15 protein-coding genes are annotated in these 16,576 nt (G+C 70.2%); 7 read left to right on the forward strand and 8 right to left on the reverse strand.

What is annotated here, in order from left to right; genetic code table 11:
• Positions 1 to 109 precede the first annotated feature (109 nt).
• Positions 110 to 1,750, forward strand: coding sequence for a glycosyl hydrolase family 18 protein (locus tag ACW14X_RS05730; RefSeq protein WP_457164992.1), 1,641 nt, complete (start codon positions 110 to 112; stop codon positions 1,748 to 1,750).
• Between the two features lie 100 nt (positions 1,751 to 1,850).
• Here ACW14X_RS05730 and ACW14X_RS05735 read toward each other — a convergent pair whose 3' ends face one another.
• Both ACW14X_RS05735 and ACW14X_RS05740 read right to left on the reverse strand, forming a co-directional pair.
• Positions 1,851 to 2,861 (reverse strand): NAD(P)H-dependent glycerol-3-phosphate dehydrogenase, encoded by a 1,011-nt coding sequence (locus tag ACW14X_RS05735; protein WP_160024550.1) that lies wholly within the window; start codon positions 2,859 to 2,861, stop codon positions 1,851 to 1,853.
• Entirely contained in the window at positions 2,858 to 3,622 is a 765-nt protein-coding gene (locus ACW14X_RS05740) for a lysophospholipid acyltransferase family protein (protein ID WP_160024551.1), read from the reverse strand. The genes ACW14X_RS05735 and ACW14X_RS05740 overlap by 4 nt, the downstream gene beginning before the upstream one ends.
• A 61-nt stretch (positions 3,623 to 3,683) precedes the next feature.
• Between ACW14X_RS05740 and cofC the strand changes: the two genes are divergently transcribed.
• On the forward strand, positions 3,684 to 4,325 hold the full coding sequence (gene cofC / locus ACW14X_RS05745) for a 2-phospho-L-lactate guanylyltransferase (RefSeq protein ID WP_457164993.1): 642 nt from the start codon (positions 3,684 to 3,686) through the stop codon (positions 4,323 to 4,325).
• On the opposite strand, the gene ACW14X_RS05750 is transcribed toward cofC, so the two are convergent.
• Positions 4,322 to 5,032 carry a histone H1-like repetitive region-containing protein gene (locus ACW14X_RS05750; RefSeq protein ID WP_457164994.1) on the reverse strand — a complete coding sequence of 237 codons (711 nt, stop codon included), beginning with the start codon at positions 5,030 to 5,032 and terminating at the stop codon, positions 4,322 to 4,324. The genes cofC and ACW14X_RS05750 overlap by 4 nt on opposite strands.
• Before the next feature lie 163 nt (positions 5,033 to 5,195).
• On the opposite strand from ACW14X_RS05750, the gene ACW14X_RS05755 reads away from it, so the two are divergent.
• Positions 5,196 to 6,476 carry a hypothetical protein gene (locus tag ACW14X_RS05755; RefSeq protein ID WP_457164995.1) on the forward strand — a complete coding sequence of 427 codons (1,281 nt, stop codon included), beginning with the start codon at positions 5,196 to 5,198 and terminating at the stop codon, positions 6,474 to 6,476.
• 86 nt (positions 6,477 to 6,562) lie between these two features.
• Here ACW14X_RS05755 and leuD read toward each other — a convergent pair whose 3' ends face one another.
• Both leuD and leuC read right to left on the reverse strand, forming a co-directional pair.
• Complete coding sequence (gene leuD, locus ACW14X_RS05760; RefSeq protein WP_350837549.1) at positions 6,563 to 7,168, reverse strand: 3-isopropylmalate dehydratase small subunit; 606 nt, start codon at positions 7,166 to 7,168, stop codon at positions 6,563 to 6,565.
• 3 nt (positions 7,169 to 7,171) lie between these two features.
• Positions 7,172 to 8,584, reverse strand: coding sequence for a 3-isopropylmalate dehydratase large subunit (gene leuC / locus ACW14X_RS05765; protein WP_160024555.1), 1,413 nt, complete (start codon positions 8,582 to 8,584; stop codon positions 7,172 to 7,174).
• A gap of 143 nt (positions 8,585 to 8,727) precedes the next feature.
• On the opposite strand from leuC, the gene ACW14X_RS05770 reads away from it, so the two are divergent.
• Complete coding sequence (locus ACW14X_RS05770) at positions 8,728 to 9,450, forward strand: IclR family transcriptional regulator (RefSeq protein ID WP_008358359.1); 723 nt, start codon at positions 8,728 to 8,730, stop codon at positions 9,448 to 9,450.
• Positions 9,451 to 9,548: 98 nt separating this feature from the next.
• Here the strand turns inward: ACW14X_RS05770 and ACW14X_RS05775 are convergent, their stop codons facing one another.
• Genes ACW14X_RS05775 through ACW14X_RS05785 form a run of 3 tightly spaced genes read right to left on the reverse strand, consistent with a single transcriptional unit; the run spans position 9,549 to position 11,955 of the window.
• Positions 9,549 to 9,989, reverse strand: a complete 441-nt coding sequence (locus tag ACW14X_RS05775; protein WP_457164996.1) for a hypothetical protein — start codon at positions 9,987 to 9,989, stop codon at positions 9,549 to 9,551.
• Complete coding sequence (locus ACW14X_RS05780; protein ID WP_457164997.1) at positions 9,989 to 10,468, reverse strand: methylated-DNA--[protein]-cysteine S-methyltransferase; 480 nt, start codon at positions 10,466 to 10,468, stop codon at positions 9,989 to 9,991. The genes ACW14X_RS05775 and ACW14X_RS05780 overlap by 1 nt, the downstream gene beginning before the upstream one ends.
• A complete protein-coding gene (locus ACW14X_RS05785) occupies positions 10,468 to 11,955 on the reverse strand; it encodes a DNA-3-methyladenine glycosylase 2 family protein (RefSeq protein ID WP_400469464.1) in 1,488 nt (495 codons plus the stop codon). The genes ACW14X_RS05780 and ACW14X_RS05785 overlap by 1 nt, the downstream gene beginning before the upstream one ends.
• Positions 11,956 to 12,130: 175 nt before the next feature.
• Between ACW14X_RS05785 and ACW14X_RS05790 the strand changes: the two genes are divergently transcribed.
• Genes ACW14X_RS05790 through hutU form a run of 3 tightly spaced genes read left to right on the forward strand, consistent with a single transcriptional unit; the run spans position 12,131 to position 16,517 of the window.
• Complete coding sequence (locus tag ACW14X_RS05790; RefSeq protein WP_457164998.1) at positions 12,131 to 13,288, forward strand: LCP family protein; 1,158 nt, start codon at positions 12,131 to 12,133, stop codon at positions 13,286 to 13,288.
• Positions 13,289 to 13,305: 17 nt separating this feature from the next.
• Positions 13,306 to 14,853 carry a histidine ammonia-lyase gene (gene hutH, locus ACW14X_RS05795; protein ID WP_457166052.1) on the forward strand — a complete coding sequence of 516 codons (1,548 nt, stop codon included), beginning with the start codon at positions 13,306 to 13,308 and terminating at the stop codon, positions 14,851 to 14,853.
• Between the two features lie 8 nt (positions 14,854 to 14,861).
• Positions 14,862 to 16,517, forward strand: a complete 1,656-nt coding sequence (gene hutU / locus ACW14X_RS05800) for a urocanate hydratase (protein WP_457164999.1) — start codon at positions 14,862 to 14,864, stop codon at positions 16,515 to 16,517.
• Positions 16,518 to 16,576: the final 59 nt, after the last annotated feature.

The following is a 16,576-nucleotide window of genomic DNA, read 5'->3' on the forward strand; positions in this document are numbered from 1 at the left end:
TGAAATTCCTTAATTAGTAAGGGTTGCTTACAAACAAACCGGCTGCCACCATCGAATGGCGATTCGGGCGCCTGGTGCCCGAGCCAGCCATCACCTCGGAGGTGTCACCATGCATGTCGCCTTGCCCTCACGAAGATCACGCCGCACAGTCGGCCTTCTCATCGGCGCACTCGCCGGAGCGCTCGCCCTCACCGGCACGCTCGTCCTCACCAGCACCCCGTCCAGCGCATCGCTGACGACGGCCGCCGCGCAGCCGACCGCGATCAACGGCTACCGCAACGTCGGCTACTTCGTGCAGTGGGGTGTCTACGGCCGAGCCTTCAAGCTCAAGCAGCTGGAGACGTCCGGGGTCGCCGACGACCTCACCCACCTCAACTACGCCTTCGGCAACATCCACCACCAGACGCTGACCTGCTTCGAGGCCAACAAGGCCCAGGGCGAGGGGCCCAACGGCTCCGACGGTGCCGGTGACGCCTACGCCGACTACGGGATGTCGTACGCAGCCGACGCATCCGTCTCCGGCACGGCCGACACCTGGGACCAGCCCTTGGCCGGCTCCTTCAACCAGCTCAAGCAGCTCAAGGCGAAGCACCCCGACCTGAAGGTCCTGCTCTCGCTGGGCGGCTGGACCTGGTCGAAGAACTTCTCCCTCGCGGCGGCGACGCCGGAGTCGCGACGCAAGCTCGTCTCCTCCTGCATCGACCTCTACATCAAGGGCAACCTGCCGGTCATCGACGGCCGCGGCGGCGCCGGAGCGGCGGCCGGTGTCTTCGACGGCTTCGACATCGACTGGGAGTGGCCGGGCTCGCCCAACGGCAACACCGGCAACCACGTCGACACGGTCAACGACCGCGCCAACTTCAAGGCGCTGCTGGCCGAGTTCCGCTCCCAACTGGACGCCCTCGGCTCGACCACGGGCAAGGACTATCAGCTCTCCGCGTTCCTCCCGGCCAACCCGCAGGACATCGAGGCGGGCGGCTGGAACGACCCGGCGATCTTCAACTCCCTCGACTTCGGCAACATCCAGGGCTACGACCTGTGGGGCGCCTGGGACCCGACGCTGACCGGCCACCAGGGCAACCTCTACGCCGACCCCGCCGACCCGCGCCCCGACGGCAAGCGGTTCAGCGTGGACGAGTCGGTCCGGGAGTACCTCGACGCCGGCATCTCACCGGCCCAGCTCGGGCTCGGCATGGCGGCGTACGGCCGCGGCTGGCAGGGTGCGACCTCCTCCGCCCCATGGGGCCCGGCGACCGCCGCGGCACCGGGGACGTACGAGGCCGGCAACGAGGACTACGACAAGCTCAAGTCCCGCGGCACCGACTACTACGACGCCGCGACCGGCGCCGGGTGGCGGTACGACGGCAACCAGTGGTGGAGCTACGACAACAAGCGCACGATCGCCCAGAAGGCGGCGTACGCCATCTCGAAGGGCCTCGGCGGAGGCATGTGGTGGGAGCTCTCCGGTGACCGCCAGGGCGAGCTGATCGGCACCTTCGCCGACGCCATGCGCAACGGCACGGGCGGCCCGGTCGAGGAGCCGGACCCGACCGACCCGCCGACCGAGGAGCCCACCGACCCGCCGACCGACCCGCCTGGTGGAGCGGCTGCATGGTCGGCGACCACGGTGTACGTCGCCGGCGACCGTGTCACCTACGGCGGTCACCTGTGGGAGGCCAAGTGGTGGACCCAGGGCAACACCCCGGGCACCGAGGAGTGGGGTCCGTGGAAGGACCTCGGAACAGCCTGAGTCGCTGATCCTTCATCAAGGTATGCAGAGAAAGGCCCGCTTCCCGTGCGGAGTTCCGCGCGGGAAGCGGGCCTTCGGCTGCGTACCTTGACGAAGGGACCTACTCGGTCTCGGCCTTCGTCGGCCGCTCGAGCATCTCGTCCATGATCTCGCTGACGGTCTTGGCGCCGGAGACGACGTCGTCGACGTACTGCGCCAGCGGCACATCCACCCCGACCTTCGCGGCCAGCTCGCGCAGCGAGTGCGACGACTTGGCGCCCTCGGCGACCTGGTGGCTGGAGGCGAGGATGTCGGCGGTGGTCATGCCCTTGCCGAGCTTCTCCCCGAACGTACGGTTGCGGGAGAGCGGCGAGGAGCAGGTCGCGGCCAGGTCACCCAGGCCGGCCAGACCCATGAGGGTCATCGGGTTGGCGCCGAGCTGCATCGCCAGGCGTGCGGTCTCGGCGAGACCGCGGGTGATCAGCGACGCCTGGGTGTTGTCGCCGAACCCCATCCCGGCGGCCATCCCGGTGGAGATCGCGACCACGTTCTTGTAGGCCCCGCCGATCTCGCAGCCGACCACGTCGGTCGAGGTGTAGGGACGGAACGCGGGCGAGTGGACACGCGCCTGGATCGTCTTGGCGACCTCCTCGTCGGCACACGCCACCACACCGGCGGCGGGCTCGCGACGGATGATCTCCTTGGAGAGGTTGGGACCGCTGACGACGGCGATCCGCTCCGGCCCCGCACCGGTGACGTGGGCGATCACCTCGCTCATCCGCTCGAGGGTGCCGAGCTCGACACCCTTCATCAGCGAGACCAGCGGTACGTCCTGGGGCAGGAACGGCGCCCAGTCGGTGAGGTTGGCGCGCAGCGTCTGCGACGGCGCCGCGAGGACGACCAGATCGGCTCCGTGCGCTGCCTTCTCGATGTCGTGGGTGGCGCTGATGTTGTGCGGCAGCTCGGTGCCGGGGTGGTAGTCGGGGTTCTCGTGGGTGTCGTTGATCGCCGCCGCGACCTCCTCACGCCGCGCCCACATGGTCACGTCGTTGCCAGCGTCGGCGAGGATGACCGAGAAGGCGGTGCCCCATGAGCCCGCTCCGAAGACCGCTACCTTGCCAAGCTCGCTCAATTGTCGTCCTTCTTCTTCGTCTTGCGGGGGTCGCCGGTCGCGTTGACGCCGGCCTTCTTCGGGTCGAAGAGCTCGCTGGGCGGCTCCTCCTCCCGGATGTCGGCCACCAGGCCGACGATCGCCTTCATGATCCGGTCGGTCGCCTGGTTCACGACCGCCGGCGTGTGTTCCTGGACCTCGAGGTCCTTCAGGTCCACCGGATCACCGATCTTCATCTGAATCATCTTGCGACCGATCAGGTGCGGCTTGAGAGAGTACGCCGGAAGCAGCTCCTGGGCTCCCCACTGTCCCACCGGGTAGACCGGGGCACCGGTCGCGAGCGCGATCCGCGCCGCACCGGACTTGCCGCGCATCGGCCAGCCGGTCGGGTCCTTGGTGATGGACCCCTCGACGTAGACGACCACGATGCTGCCCTCGTTGACGGCCTTCACCGCCGCATCGAACGCCGACGCACCTGCGGTCCGGTCCACGGGGATCTGCCGGGCGGCCCGCAGGAACTTGCCCAACGGACCCTTGAACAACGCCGCCTTGGCCAAGTAGCTCGGCCTACGTCCGTAGTCCCACACGATGTGCGCGGCGGTGAACGGATCGATCTCGGAGACATGGTTGAGCGCGAACACCGCTCCCCCGCTCTCCGGGATCTTCTCGCCGCCCTCCCACTGGTGCTTGGTGGTGGCGAGGAGGACGGGCTTCACGATGCCGACAGCCACGACCCACGGCCAGCCGAGCTTGCCCTCCTGGAACTTCCGGTACTTTCCCACGCAGGGCAGGCTACCGGGCCGTCTCCGCGTGGTTGTGAGATACCTGTCAGGATCTACCTCGATGCCTGTACCTGCACCCGGTTACGTCGTACTGCTGCCCGTCAAGCCCCCGGCGCGCGGCAAGTCCCGGCTGGTCGGAATCGAGTCGCACGAACGGGCCGATCTCGCCCGCTCGTTCGCCCTCGACACCGCCGAGTCGTGCCTGGCCGCCACCGGCGTCGGCGCCGTGCTGGTGATCACCGACGACTCCTACTTCGCCGCCGATGTCGCCCGTCTCGGCGCCGCCGTCATCCCCGACGGGGTCAGCGGCGACCTCAACGAGACCCTCGTGCAGGGAGCGCTCGAAGCCCGGCGCCGCTGGCCGGGGCTCCGCCCCGCTGCGCTCTGCGGCGACCTCCCCGCACTCCGCTCCGCCGACCTGGACGCGGCGCTGCGCGCGGCGGAGGGGTTCGAGGCTGCGTACGTCGAGGACGCGGCGGGTGGGGGCACCACCCTCTACACCGCGGCCCACGACCTGTTCCGGCCCGCGTTCGGGCCCGGGTCCGCCGCCGCCCATCGCGACGGTGGCGCCCATCCGCTGGAGGGCGACCTCCACTCGCTGCGCCACGACGTCGACACCCTCGAGGACCTCGAGACCGTACGCAGCCTGGGGCTCGGGCCGCGTACGGCTCTCGCCTCCGTGCGCGTCGGGAGTCCGGGCTAGGAGTCGCCGGACGGCGTCTCGGTCCCGGTCGTCGGGCTCGTCGATGTTCCGCTCGCGGGTGCCTCCTTCGCCGCGGTCGTCTTCTTCGCCGCCGTCGTCTGCGCGGGAGCCTTCTTGGCCGTCGTCTTCTTGGCTGCGGTCTTCTTGGCCGTCGTCTTCTTCGCGGCCGTCGTCTTTCTCGCCGTCGTCTTCTTCGCGGCCGTCGTCTTCGCAGGGGCGGCTGCGGCGGAGGTCTCCGTCGCCGGAGTCGCGGGGGTCGCCGCGCCTGCGGTGGTGGGCTTCTTCGCCGCGGGAGCCTTCTTGGCCGTGGTCTTCTTGGCCGTGGCCTTCTTCGCCGCCGTGGTCTTCGTGGCCGTCGTCTTCTTCGCCGCCGGAGCCTTCGTCGCCGTAGTCTTCTTCGCCGCGGTCGCCGTCTTCTTCGCGGGGCTCTTCGTGGCCGTGGTCTTCTTGGCAGCGGTCTTCTTGGCGGCAGTCTTCTTCGCCGGCGCGGTCTTCTCAGCCGCCTGGGCGACCGGGTCCGCAGCGGCCTCGACGGTGGGCTCGGGCTTCACCGGCTCGGCGACCCGCTTGGCGGGCGGCATGACCGGCTCAGCGGCCTTGGCCGGCGCCTTGCGCCCTGGCCGCGGCACCTTGACCTTCGGGACGGAGGGGACCTTGACCTTGCCGGACACCACGTCGGCGACCAGCTTCCCGGCCGTCTCCCGCACCGCGCCGACTACTCTTCCGGCCTGTTTGCCTGCATCAGCTACTCGTTTTCTCACCACGCGATCGACCTTAGGCCATCTCCGGCGCTTACGGACATACCGACGGCATGTGAAAACGGATTGTTCACCTGATCGCTCCTGATTCCGACGCCTCCACGTGGTTACCGTGGAGAGACTCGGGGCACGTCCGCAGCATCGCTTCGACAGCGCAGCCTTCGGGAGACAGGACGAGGAAGGTACGACCATCACCGACGTGCACATCGACGAGGAGCAGCCGACCGTGGTGCTCGAGGAGCCGCAGACCACGGTGCGGCCCAGCCGCCGCGCCGGGATCCTGTTCTCGGCCTGCATCATCCTCGCCCTGATCGCCTCCGTGGCCTGGCTGGCCGTCCACACGACCCGGCTCGCCGAAGGCCGCACCGGCACCAACGTACCGACGCCGGCGCCGCCCGCTCCGACGGTCCGCAACAGCGAGCCGGCCATCCCGGCGACGTACGCCGATTTGCCCGTCGGCCCCGCGACGACCCTGCCCTTCGTGGACCAGGCCGGCCGACTCCAGCTCGGCGCGAAGCCGCAGAAGGTCTTCGGGTCGCAGATGAGCGTGGCCGGCTGGACGGTGCTGATGTACGAGCGCGCCGACAAGCCCGGTCCGGTGTGGATCGCGCGGCGCGGGTCGACCATCCAGGTCCCCGGCCTGTGGACCCAGCCGGTCCTGAGCAAGGACGGCAACCAGCTCTTCGCGCTCCAGCAGACCGGCGACGCCGTCTCCGCCCTCGTCGCGGTGGACACCACGACGGGCGAGGAGACCGACCGGCTCGTGCTCGAGGGCACGCCTGCCGCCACCGCGGTCCTCGGCACCGACCGCACCCGCGCGTACTTCCGTACCGGCATCGTGCCCGCCCCGCCGGCGGTGCCCGGCAACTACGGCGAGCTCACCGTCTCCCGGCCGCCGGTGACCGCCTGGGATCCGGGCGAGGCCACCCAGCGGATCTCGCTGCCGCTCGGCTATCAGCAGCTGATCCCGCTGCGGCGCGGCGTACTCCTTCACAACCCCGGCGAGTGGGAGGCCCGCTTCGCCGCCATCGAGGCCGACGGCAGCCTCACCCAGCCGGGCGTCCACGCGCCGCTGCCCGGGTCGGTCGCCGACTCCCCCGACGGCTCGATCGTCGCCATCGCCCGCAACCCCAGCGACCCCGGGATGATCAGCTACGGCGCCGAGCGCGGCATCGCGGTCAACATGAGCACCTCCGAGCACATCGACCTGCGCGTACCCGACTCCGTCGAGAAGGTCCGCGTCGCCGGCTTCGAGTCCGACCGCAGCGTCGTCCTCTACACCGCGACCGCCGCCGAGTCCTGGTACCTCCGCTGCTGGGTCGACACCGGCTCCTGCGACCGCATCACCGGCTCCCAGCGTGGCGCCGACGGCCGCCAGATCCGCCTCCCCTAGCCACCCGAGACGTCAGTTCCGTCTGCCGAAAACGCAGTTGTGGGCGACGAGAGTGCACTCTCGTCGCCCACAACTCACGATTCGATCTAGGCGTGCAGGGTGACCGGCTTGAAGGAGGGCCGGGTCGCCTCGTACGTCGCGATGTCGTCCTCGTGGGACAGCGTGATGCCGATGTCGTCGAGGCCCTCGAGGAGGCGCCAGCGGGTGTAGTCGTCGATGTCGAAGGAGTCCTCGATGGCGTCGGGGCCATCGCCGGCGCGTACGGTGCGCGACTCCAGGTCGACGGTGATCTGGGCGCCCGGGTTGTCGTCGAGGTAGTCCCACAGCTTCTGGACGACCTTCTCGTCGACCTTCGCCGCGAGCAGTCCAGCCTTGCCGGAGTTGCCGCGGAAGATGTCGCCGAAGCGGCTCGAGATGACCACGCGGAAGCCGTAGTCCATCAACGCCCAGACGGCGTGCTCACGCGAGGAGCCGGTGCCGAAGTCGGGGCCGGCGACGAGGACCGAGGCCCCGGCGTACGCCTCGTTGTTGAGGACGAACGTCGGATCGTTGCGCCAGGCAGCGAAGAGGCCGTCCTCGAAGCCGGTGCGGGTCACGCGCTTGAGGTAGACCGCGGGGATGATCTGGTCGGTGTCGACGTTGCTGCGGCGCAGCGGCACGCCGGCGCCGGTGTGGGTGGTGAACTTGTCCATGACTCAGGCTCCAACGGTGACGAGGTCGGCGGGCGAGGAGAGGGTGCCGCGTACGGCGGTGGCGGCAGCCACCTCCGGCGAGACCAGGTGGGTGCGACCGCCCTTGCCCTGGCGACCCTCGAAGTTGCGGTTGGACGTGGAGGCCGAGCGCTCGCCGGGGGCGAGGGTGTCGGGGTTCATGCCCAGGCACATCGAGCAGCCCGCGCCGCGCCACTCGGCACCGGCGTCGATGAAGATCTTGTGCAGACCCTCCTCCTCGGCCTGCAGGCGCACCTTGGCCGAGCCGGGGACGACCAGGAAGCGGGTCCCCTCGGCGACATGGTGGCCCTGGATGATGTCGGCGGCCGTACGCAGGTCCTCCATGCGGCCGTTGGTGCAGGAGCCGAGGAAGACGGTGTCGATGTGCACCTCGCGCATCGGGGTGCCGGCCTCGAGCCCCATGTAGGTCAGGGCCTTCTCGGCCGCGATCTTCTCGTCGGCGTCCTCGAAGTCGTCGGGGCTCGGGACGGCCGCGCCCAGCGGGACGCCCTGGCCCGGGTTGGTGCCCCAGGTGACGAACGGGGTGACCTCGGCGGCGTCGAGGACGATCTCCTTGTCGAAGACGGCGTCCTCGTCGGTGACCAGGGACTTCCAGTGCGCGACGGCCTGGTCCCAGTCGGCGCCCTTCGGAGCCTCGGGCTTGTCCTTGATGTAGGCGAACGTCGTCTCGTCGGGAGCGATCATGCCGGCCTTGGCACCCCACTCGATCGACATGTTGCAGATCGTCATCCGAGCCTCCATGGAGAGCTCACGGATGGCCTCGCCGCGATACTCCACGATGTAGCCCTGGCCACCGCCGGTGCCGGTCTTGGAGATCAGGGTGAGGATCAGGTCCTTGGCGCTGACGCCCTCGGGCAGCGTGCCGTTGACCGTGACAGCCATGGTCTTCGGCTTGTCCTGCATCAGCGTCTGGGTCGCGAGCACGTGCTCGACCTCGGAGGTGCCGATGCCGAACGCGATCGCGCCGAACGCACCGTGCGTGGAGGTGTGCGAGTCACCGCAGACGATGGTCATGCCCGGCTGGGTGAGCCCCAACTGCGGCCCGACCACGTGCACGATCCCCTGCTCGGCGTCGCCGAGCGGGTGAAGACGTACGCCGAACTCCTCGGCGTTCTTACGCAGCGTCTCGACCTGGGTGCGGCTGACCGGGTCGGCGATCGGCTTGTCCCAGTCGAGGGTCGGGACGTTGTGGTCCTCGGTGGCGATGGTGAGGTCGGGGCGGCGTACCTTGCGGTTGGACAGACGCAGGCCCTCGAAGGCCTGCGGACTCGTCACCTCGTGGATGAGGTGAAGGTCGATGTAAAGGAGATCGGGCTCTCCCGCGGTCGACCGGACGACATGCTCGTCCCACACCTTCTCCGACAAGGTCCTGCCCATGACACGTTCTCCATCTGGCATCTTTGGTCTGTAGTGGCCGGTGGCGGTTCGAGCGTTGAATCGCAATGTCAGATCCGCCACTTCCAGTCTGCTTCTCCGAGCGTAACGTTGCATCTCAGGTTCTGAGAAGTTAGTCTTGCGATATGGACAGTTCCAGCGGTGTGGGCGTGCTCGACAAGGCCGCCCTTGTGCTCACAGCTCTCGAATCCGGCCCGGCGACCCTGGCCGGTCTGGTGGCCGGCACGGGTCTCGCCCGTCCGACCGCACACCGTCTGGCGGTCGCCCTCGAGCACCACCGTCTGGTCGCCCGCGACATGCAGGGCCGCTTCGTTCTCGGCCCGCGGCTGGCCGAGCTGTCCGCCGCCGCCGGTGAGGACCGGCTGCTGGCCACCGCCGGGCCCGTCCTGGCGCGGCTGCGCGACATCACCGGTGAGTCGGCGCAGCTGTGGCGGCGCCAGGGCGACTTCCGCGTCTGCGTCGCCGCCGCCGAGCGCCCCTCCGGTCTCCGCGACACCATCCCCGTCGGCTCGCAGCTGACGATGCGTGCCGGGTCGGCCGCTCAAATACTGATCGCGTGGGAGGACCCGGAGCGCCTCCACCGCGGCCTGCAGAACGCCGCCTTCTCCGCCGCCGCCCTCTCTGGCATCCGCCGCCGCGGTTGGGCTCAGTCGATCGGCGAGCGCGAGGCCGGCGTCGCCTCGGTGTCCGCTCCCGTCCGCTCCCCCGGCGGCAAGGTCATCGCCGCCGTCTCCGTCTCCGGCCCGCTCGAGCGACTCACCCGCCAGCCGGGCAAGATGCACGCACCTGCTGTCCTCGCTGCTGCCGACCGGCTCTCGGAGTCGCTGCGGCGCGCGGCTGCGGAGTAGGGCGCCGGATGCTCACCGAGGTAACTCGGTGAGCACGCGCTTCCTTCGCGGAGTTCCACGAAGGAAGCGTCACCTGACCGAGGTAACTCGGTGAGCGTTCAGCCGCAGAGCTCCCGAACCGCGTCGCGCACGGCCTTGAAGTCCTCCGTACGCGTCTGATCCTCGGCGGACGCGACGATCACCGCCACGCGATAGTCGTCGAAGAGCGTGGGCTCGGCGTCGTCCAGATCGCCGGTGACCAGCACGACCACCCCCGCCGCGGTGCTCTCGGCGAACCGCACCGACCAGGTCGGCTGCTGGAGCCCGCCGACGCGTTCGATCGTGTCCTTCGCCTGGTCGCTCGACACGTCCTGGTCACACCGCGCACGGCCGTTGACCAGCACCTCGTTCTCGACCTCGGCGCGGCTCTCGCTGGTCGCGGGCGCCGCGGGCTCGGTGGCCTCCTCCGCGCACGCGGCAAGAGTGGCGAGGAGCGCGGCAGCCACCACCGACGTACGCCACAACTGCGGTCTCGGACGCCACAACTGCAGTCTCGGCATCAGAAGAGGGCACCGCTCTCCAAGCCCAGCAGGGTCGTCTTGCGGTCCAGGCCACCGGCGTAGCCGGTCAGGGAGCCGTCCGCGCCGACGACACGGTGGCACGGGATCACGATGGGGATGGGGTTTCGGCCGTTGGCGAGCCCGACGGCGCGGGCGCCGTGGCCGGTCAGCGAGAGGCGGCCGGCGATCTGACCGTAGGAGGCGGTCGTGCCGTACTCGATCTGCTGCAGCTGCTCCCACACGCGCGTCTGGAACGCAGTGCCCGAGGGCGCCAGCGGGAGGTCGAAGCTCGTCCGGTCACCCTTGAAGTACTCGGCGAGCTGCCGGGCGCATTCCAGCAACAGCGAATCCGAATCAGACCGGTCCCCGAGCACCCGGCCCTTGGCATAGTCGGCCGGCATGAAGTCGATCGCGGTGATCGCGCCGTCGTGCGCGACCAGCCGGAGCTCGCCGACGGGCGAGTCGATGAGAGTCCACATCACAGTTTCTCCAAGGCAGTCAGTGAGGTCCACAGGTAGAGCAGGGCGTACGAGCGCCACGGCCGCCAGGCGGCGACATCCGCCGCAGGCGCACCGAGCACTTCCAGCGCTCGTTTGATGCCGACATCGGTCGGCAGGAAGACATCGGGATGGCCGAGAGCCCGCAGCGCGACGTAGTCGGCGGTCCAGGGACCGACCCCGGGCAGGCTGATCAGCTGCTCGTGCACGACGTCGCGGTCGGTGCCGCGGTCCAGCTGCAGCTCGCCGGAGGCGAGCGCCGCGGCCAGACCGGTGACCGCGCGTCCACGCGAGCGCGGCATCGGCATGCCGGCCGGGTCGGCGGCGGCAAGGGCGTCCGCGGACGGGAACAGATGGGTGAGGCCGTCGATGTCGGTCGCGATCGGGCGGCCGTGCTCGGCGACGATCCCCGCCAGGACGGTGCGCGCGCCGGCGACGGAGACCTGCTGCCCCACGATCGTACGCAGCGCGAGCTCGCCCCCGTCGACGGTGCCCGGCACCCGCAGCCCCGGCAGGGCGAGGGCCAGCGGTCCGATCACCTCGTCCCCGGTGAAGACGTCGCCGACCGCACGCGGGTCGCAGTCGGCGTCGAGCAGCCGGCGGGCGCGCTCGACGGCGGCGGTGGTGTCCCGCAGGTCGGCGAGCTTGAAGGTCGCATGGACGAAGCCGGTCTCGCCCTCGGGGATGTCGGCGAGCTCGAGACGCAGCGTGCCGGGCCCGTTGGGCAGGTCGAGCGTGCGGGCGAACCAGCGTCGCCCGCCGTCGACCCCGGCGACCTCGACGCCCGGCACCATGTGGTCGCGCAGGAAGGCGTGCAGCGCCCGGCCGGCGAACGGGGTGCGGACGGCGAGCCGCAGCGCGATCGTCCCGTCGGCCCGCCGCCGCGATCCACGGCGGCCGCGGAGCTCCGTCGGCGAGGCCGCGTAGACCTCGCGGACGGTGTCGTTGAACTGACGTACGCTCGAGAAGCCGGCGGCGAAGGCGATGTCCGCGAAGCCGAGCTCGGTGGTCTCGACCAGCGTCCGGGCGGTCTGCGCTCGGCGCGCCCTGGCCAGCGCCAGCGGACCGGCGCCGAGCTCGGTGGTCAGCAGTCGGGTCAGGTGGCGCGGCGAGTAGCCGACCCGGCGAGCCAGCCCCTCGACTCCTTCCCGGTCGACGACGCCGTCGGCGATCAGCCGCATCGCGCGCCCGGCCAGCGTCGCAGCCACATCCCACTCCGGGCTGCCCGGCGTGGCATCGGGGCGGCAGCGCTTGCAGGCCCGGTAGCCGGCGGCCTGGGCCGCCGCCGCGGTCCGGTGGAAGGAGACGTTGACCAGCGCCGGGGTCCGGGCCGGGCACGAGGGCCGGCAGTAGATCCCGGTCGAGGCCACCGCCGTGTAGAAGATGCCGTCGAAGCGCCGGTCGCGCGAACGAACAGCGCGGTAGCACGATTCGAAGTCGAGTCCATTCACGCTCGTCGTCCCATCCATGTCCACCATGTTGCCGCGTTCGCAAAGAAATTACGCGCGGTTTTCGGACAGTGCCTTCCTCATGGTTTCACAATGCCGTTACCTGAAGCAGCAACCTCTCGGCTCACTGGCGCGTAGAACCTGTGTGGGCTGCACACGCAGTCGGTCTGCTCACGCGGGCCAGCGAGGGAGGGTGATGAGGACCGAAACGAGGTCGGGGACACGTACGGTCGTGCTCACCGTCGTGGTGACGATGCTGTTCCTGGCGGTCGGCACCGGGATCGGCACCTGGGCGTTCTACGACCACCTCAACCGCAACCTCGGCTCCGGAGGCGACATCCACCACCTCGTCGACGAGCCGGAGAGCGAGGACGAGGGCCCCAAGCAGCCGCTCAACGTCTTGATCCTCGGCACCGACGGACGTGACTGCGAGGGCTGCTCGATCGACGGCGAGGGTGGCTCCGGCGGCTCCGACAGCACGATCCTGCTCCACGTCTCCGCCGACCGGACCTCGGCCTACGGCGTCTCGATCCCCCGCGACGCGCTCGTGGACCGGCCGGAGTGCACCGCCCCGGACGGCACCACCATCCCCGAGGCGAGCGGCGTGATGTGGAACGAGGCCTACTCCCTGGGCGGCCCGATCTGCACCGCCCGCCAGACCGAGCTGCTCACCGGGATCCCGATCGACCACTACCTCGCGCTCGACTTCGCCGGGTTCCGCGGGATGGTCGACGCGGTCGGCGGCGTCACGATCTGCATCCCGGAGGCGATCGACGACGAGGAGCACAACATCTTCCTGCCCGCCGGCACCCACAACCTGCGCGGCAAGCAGGCCCTCGACTACGTACGCAACCGCTCCTCGACTCCCAACGCCGACCTGGGCCGGATGCGGCGTCAGCAGTACTTCCTCACCGCCCTCGCCACCAAGGTCCTCTCCGCCGGCACCCTGACCCGCCCGCGTCGCCTGGCCAGGTTCGCGACGGAGCTCTCCAAGAGCATCACCACCGACATCGGCTCCGTCGCCGGGCTGGCCGACCTGGCCGGCGAGATGCGCGACCTGGATCCGTCGAGCATCGAGTTCGAGACCGTACCCAACCGCGCCTACCCTCCCGGCGACCCCAACTGGGGCCGTCTCGAGATCCTCCCGAAGGCTGACGAGCTGTGGGAGCGGATGCTCGAGGACCGTCCGCTCCACGACACGACGACGACGTCCACCGCCCCTTCGCCCACGACCTCTGCCTCACCGGCGAATCCCGAGGTCAGCGCCTCACCGGACGAGGTTCCGGCCGACTCGGTGAGCCCCGAGGACCAGGAGAAGGACGCCGCCGACAACGGCCTGTGCTCACCCGCCTGAATGTGATGTGATCCACTCTGGTCATGACCTACACCACGGTTCCCGTCGGGGTCGGTGCCCTCACCTTCGATCAGGTAGTCGCCGTCGCCCGTCACAACACCCCCATCACCCTCACCGACGAGTCGCTGGCCGCGATGGCCACGAGCCGCGAGCTCATCGAGTCGCTGGCTCACGACACCCGGCCCCACTACGGCATCTCGACCGGTTTCGGCGCCCTCGCCAACACCTCGATCCCGCCCGAGCACCGCGCTCAGCTGCAGGCCTCGCTGGTCCGCTCGCACGCGGCCTCCTCCGGCGCCGAGATCGAGAAGGAGGTCGTACGTGGCCTCATGCTGCTGCGTCTCTCCACCCTCGCCACCGGCCGGACCGGTGTGCGCCCCGAGGTCGCCCAGACCTACGCCGCGCTCCTGAATGCCCAGATCACCCCGGTGATCGGTGAGTACGGCTCGCTCGGCTGCTCCGGCGACCTGGCCCCGCTGGCGCACTGCGCGCTCGCGGCGATGGGTGAGGGCGACGTACGCAACGCCGACGGCGACCTCGTACCCGCCGCCGACGCGCTGGCGGCCGCCGGGATCACCCCGGTCCAGCTGCGCGAGAAGGAGGGGCTGGCGCTGATCAACGGCACCGACGGGATGCTGGCGATGCTCGTCCTGGCGCTCGCCGACCTCGACGACCTGGTCGCCACCGCCGACATCGCCGGAGCGCTCAGCATTGAGGGTCTCCAGGGCACCGACAGCGTCTTCGCCGAGGACCTTCAGGCCCTGCGCCCGCACGCCGGCCAGGCGACCTCGGCGGCCAACATCCGTGCCGTCCTCGCGGGCAGCGGCATCGTCGCCGACCACCGCGGCACCGGGTTCACCCGGGTGCAGGACGCCTACTCGCTGCGCTGCGCGCCCCAGGTCCACGGCGCCGTGCGCGACACCATGGCCCACGCCGCGCGCGTGGCCGAGACCGAGCTCGCGAGCGCGGTCGACAATCCGGTGGTCACCCTCGACGGCCGGGTCGAGTCCAACGGCAACTTCCATGGCGCGCCGATCGGCTACGTACTCGACTTCCTGGCCATCGCCACCGCCGACCTCGCCTCGATCTCCGAGCGCCGCACCGACCGCTTCCTCGACAAGTCGCGCAACCACGGGCTGCCCCCGTTCCTCGCTCACGACCCCGGCGTCGACTCCGGGCACATGATCGCGCAGTACACGCAGGCCGGGATCGTCTCCGACCTCAAGCGCCTCGCCGTCCCGGCATCGGTCGACTCCATCCCGACCTCCGCGATGCAGGAGGACCACGTCTCGATGGGCTGGAACGCCGCCCGCAAGCTCCGCCGCGCGATCACCGGGGCACAGCAGGTCGTCGCGATCGAGATCCTCACCGCCGCCCGTGCCATCGATATGCGCGCCCCCGAGCGTCCCGGCCCCGTCGGCGCCGCGCTGGTCGAGGAGATCCGCAGGCTGGTCCCCGCGCCCGGCCCGGACCGCTTCCTGTCCCCGGACATCAAGGCGGTCGTCGGCCTCGTCGCCGACGGCACCCTTCTTTCCCGTGCGCGCTCGCTCACTTCAGTGATGTGATGAGCGACATGAGCGAACCACGCACTGTCCGCGCACCGCGCGGCCCCGAGATCACCGCCAAGAACTGGCAGACCGAGGCCGCCAAGCGCATGCTGATGAACAACCTCGACCCGGAGGTGGCCGAGCGTCCCGACGACCTGGTCGTCTACGGCGGCACCGGCCGCGCCGCGCGGTCCTGGGAGGCGTACGACGCGATCGTCCGCACCCTCGACGAGCTCGAGGCCGACGAGACCCTGCTGGTGCAGTCCGGCAAGCCGGTCGGCGTCTTCCGCACCCACGAGTGGGCACCCCGGGTCCTGATCGCCAACTCCAACCTCGTCGGCGACTGGGCGACCTGGCCGGAGTTCCGGCGGCTGGAGTCGCTCGGTCTGACCATGTACGGCCAGATGACCGCCGGCTCGTGGATCTACATCGGCACCCAGGGCATCCTGCAGGGCACCTACGAGTGCTTCGCCGCCATCGCCCGCAAACGGTTCGGTGGCACCCTGGCCGGCACCGTGACCCTGACCGGCGGCGCCGGCGGCATGGGCGGCGCGCAGCCGCTCGCGGTGACGCTGAACGAGGGCGTCGTGATCGTCGTCGACGTCGACGCGGCGCGCCTCCAGCGCCGTGTCGACCACGGCTACATGGACACCGTCGCGTCGTCGCTCGATGACGCGCTCGCCCAGGCCGAGGAGGCCAAGAAGTCCCGTACGCCGCGCTCCATCGGCCTCGTCGGCAACTGTGCCGCGGTCTTCCCGGAGATCCTGGCGCGCGGGGTCGAGATCGACATCGTCACCGACCAGACCTCGGCGCACGACCCGCTCTCCTACCTCCCGCTCGAGTACACCGTCGAGGAGTGGGCCGCGCGGGCCGCCGAGGATCCCGACGACTTCACCGAGAAGGCGCAGGCCTCGATGGCCAAGCACGTCGAGGCCATGGTCGGGTTCATGGCTCGTGATGCCGAGGTCTTCGACTACGGCAACTCGCTGCGCGAGGGAGCCCGTCTGGGCGGGTTCGCGAACGCGTTCGCCTTCCCCGGCTTCGTCCCCGCCTACATCCGACCGCTCTTCGAGGAGGGTCTGGGCCCGTTCCGGTGGGCGGCGCTCTCGGGCGACCCCGAGGACATCGCCAAGACCGACCGGGCCATCGTCGACCTCTTCCCCGAGAACGAGGGCCTCAAGCGCTGGATCACCCAGGCGGGCGAGAAGGTGCACTTCGAGGGCCTGCCGGCGCGGATCTGCTGGCTGGGCTACAAGGAGCGCCACCTCGCCGGGTTGAAGTTCAACGAGATGGTCGCCTCCGGCGAGCTCTCGGCGCCGGTCGTGATCGGTCGCGACCACCTCGACTCCGGCTCCGTGGCCTCGCCCTACCGCGAGACCGAGGCGATGAAGGACGGGTCCGACGCGATCGCCGACTGGCCGCTGCTCAACGCGCTGCTCAACACCGCCTCCGGCGCGAGCTGGGTGAGCATCCACCACGGCGGCGGTGTCGGCATCGGCCGCTCCATCCACGCCGGCCAGGTCTGTGTCGCCGACGGCACTCCGCTCGCCGCGGAGAAGATCGAGCGGGTCCTGACCAACGACCCCGGCACGGGTGTCATGCGCCACGTCGACGCGGGCTACGAGCACGCGCGCGACGTCGCTCGTGAGCGGGGACTCAACGTCCCGATGCTCGACGCCTGATCAATGTTCGCCTCGCCGAGTCGGCGCATCCTGACCACAACCCCTGCCGAGTCGGCCCG

The organism is Nocardioides sp. YJ-D4, from assembly GCF_054031495.1.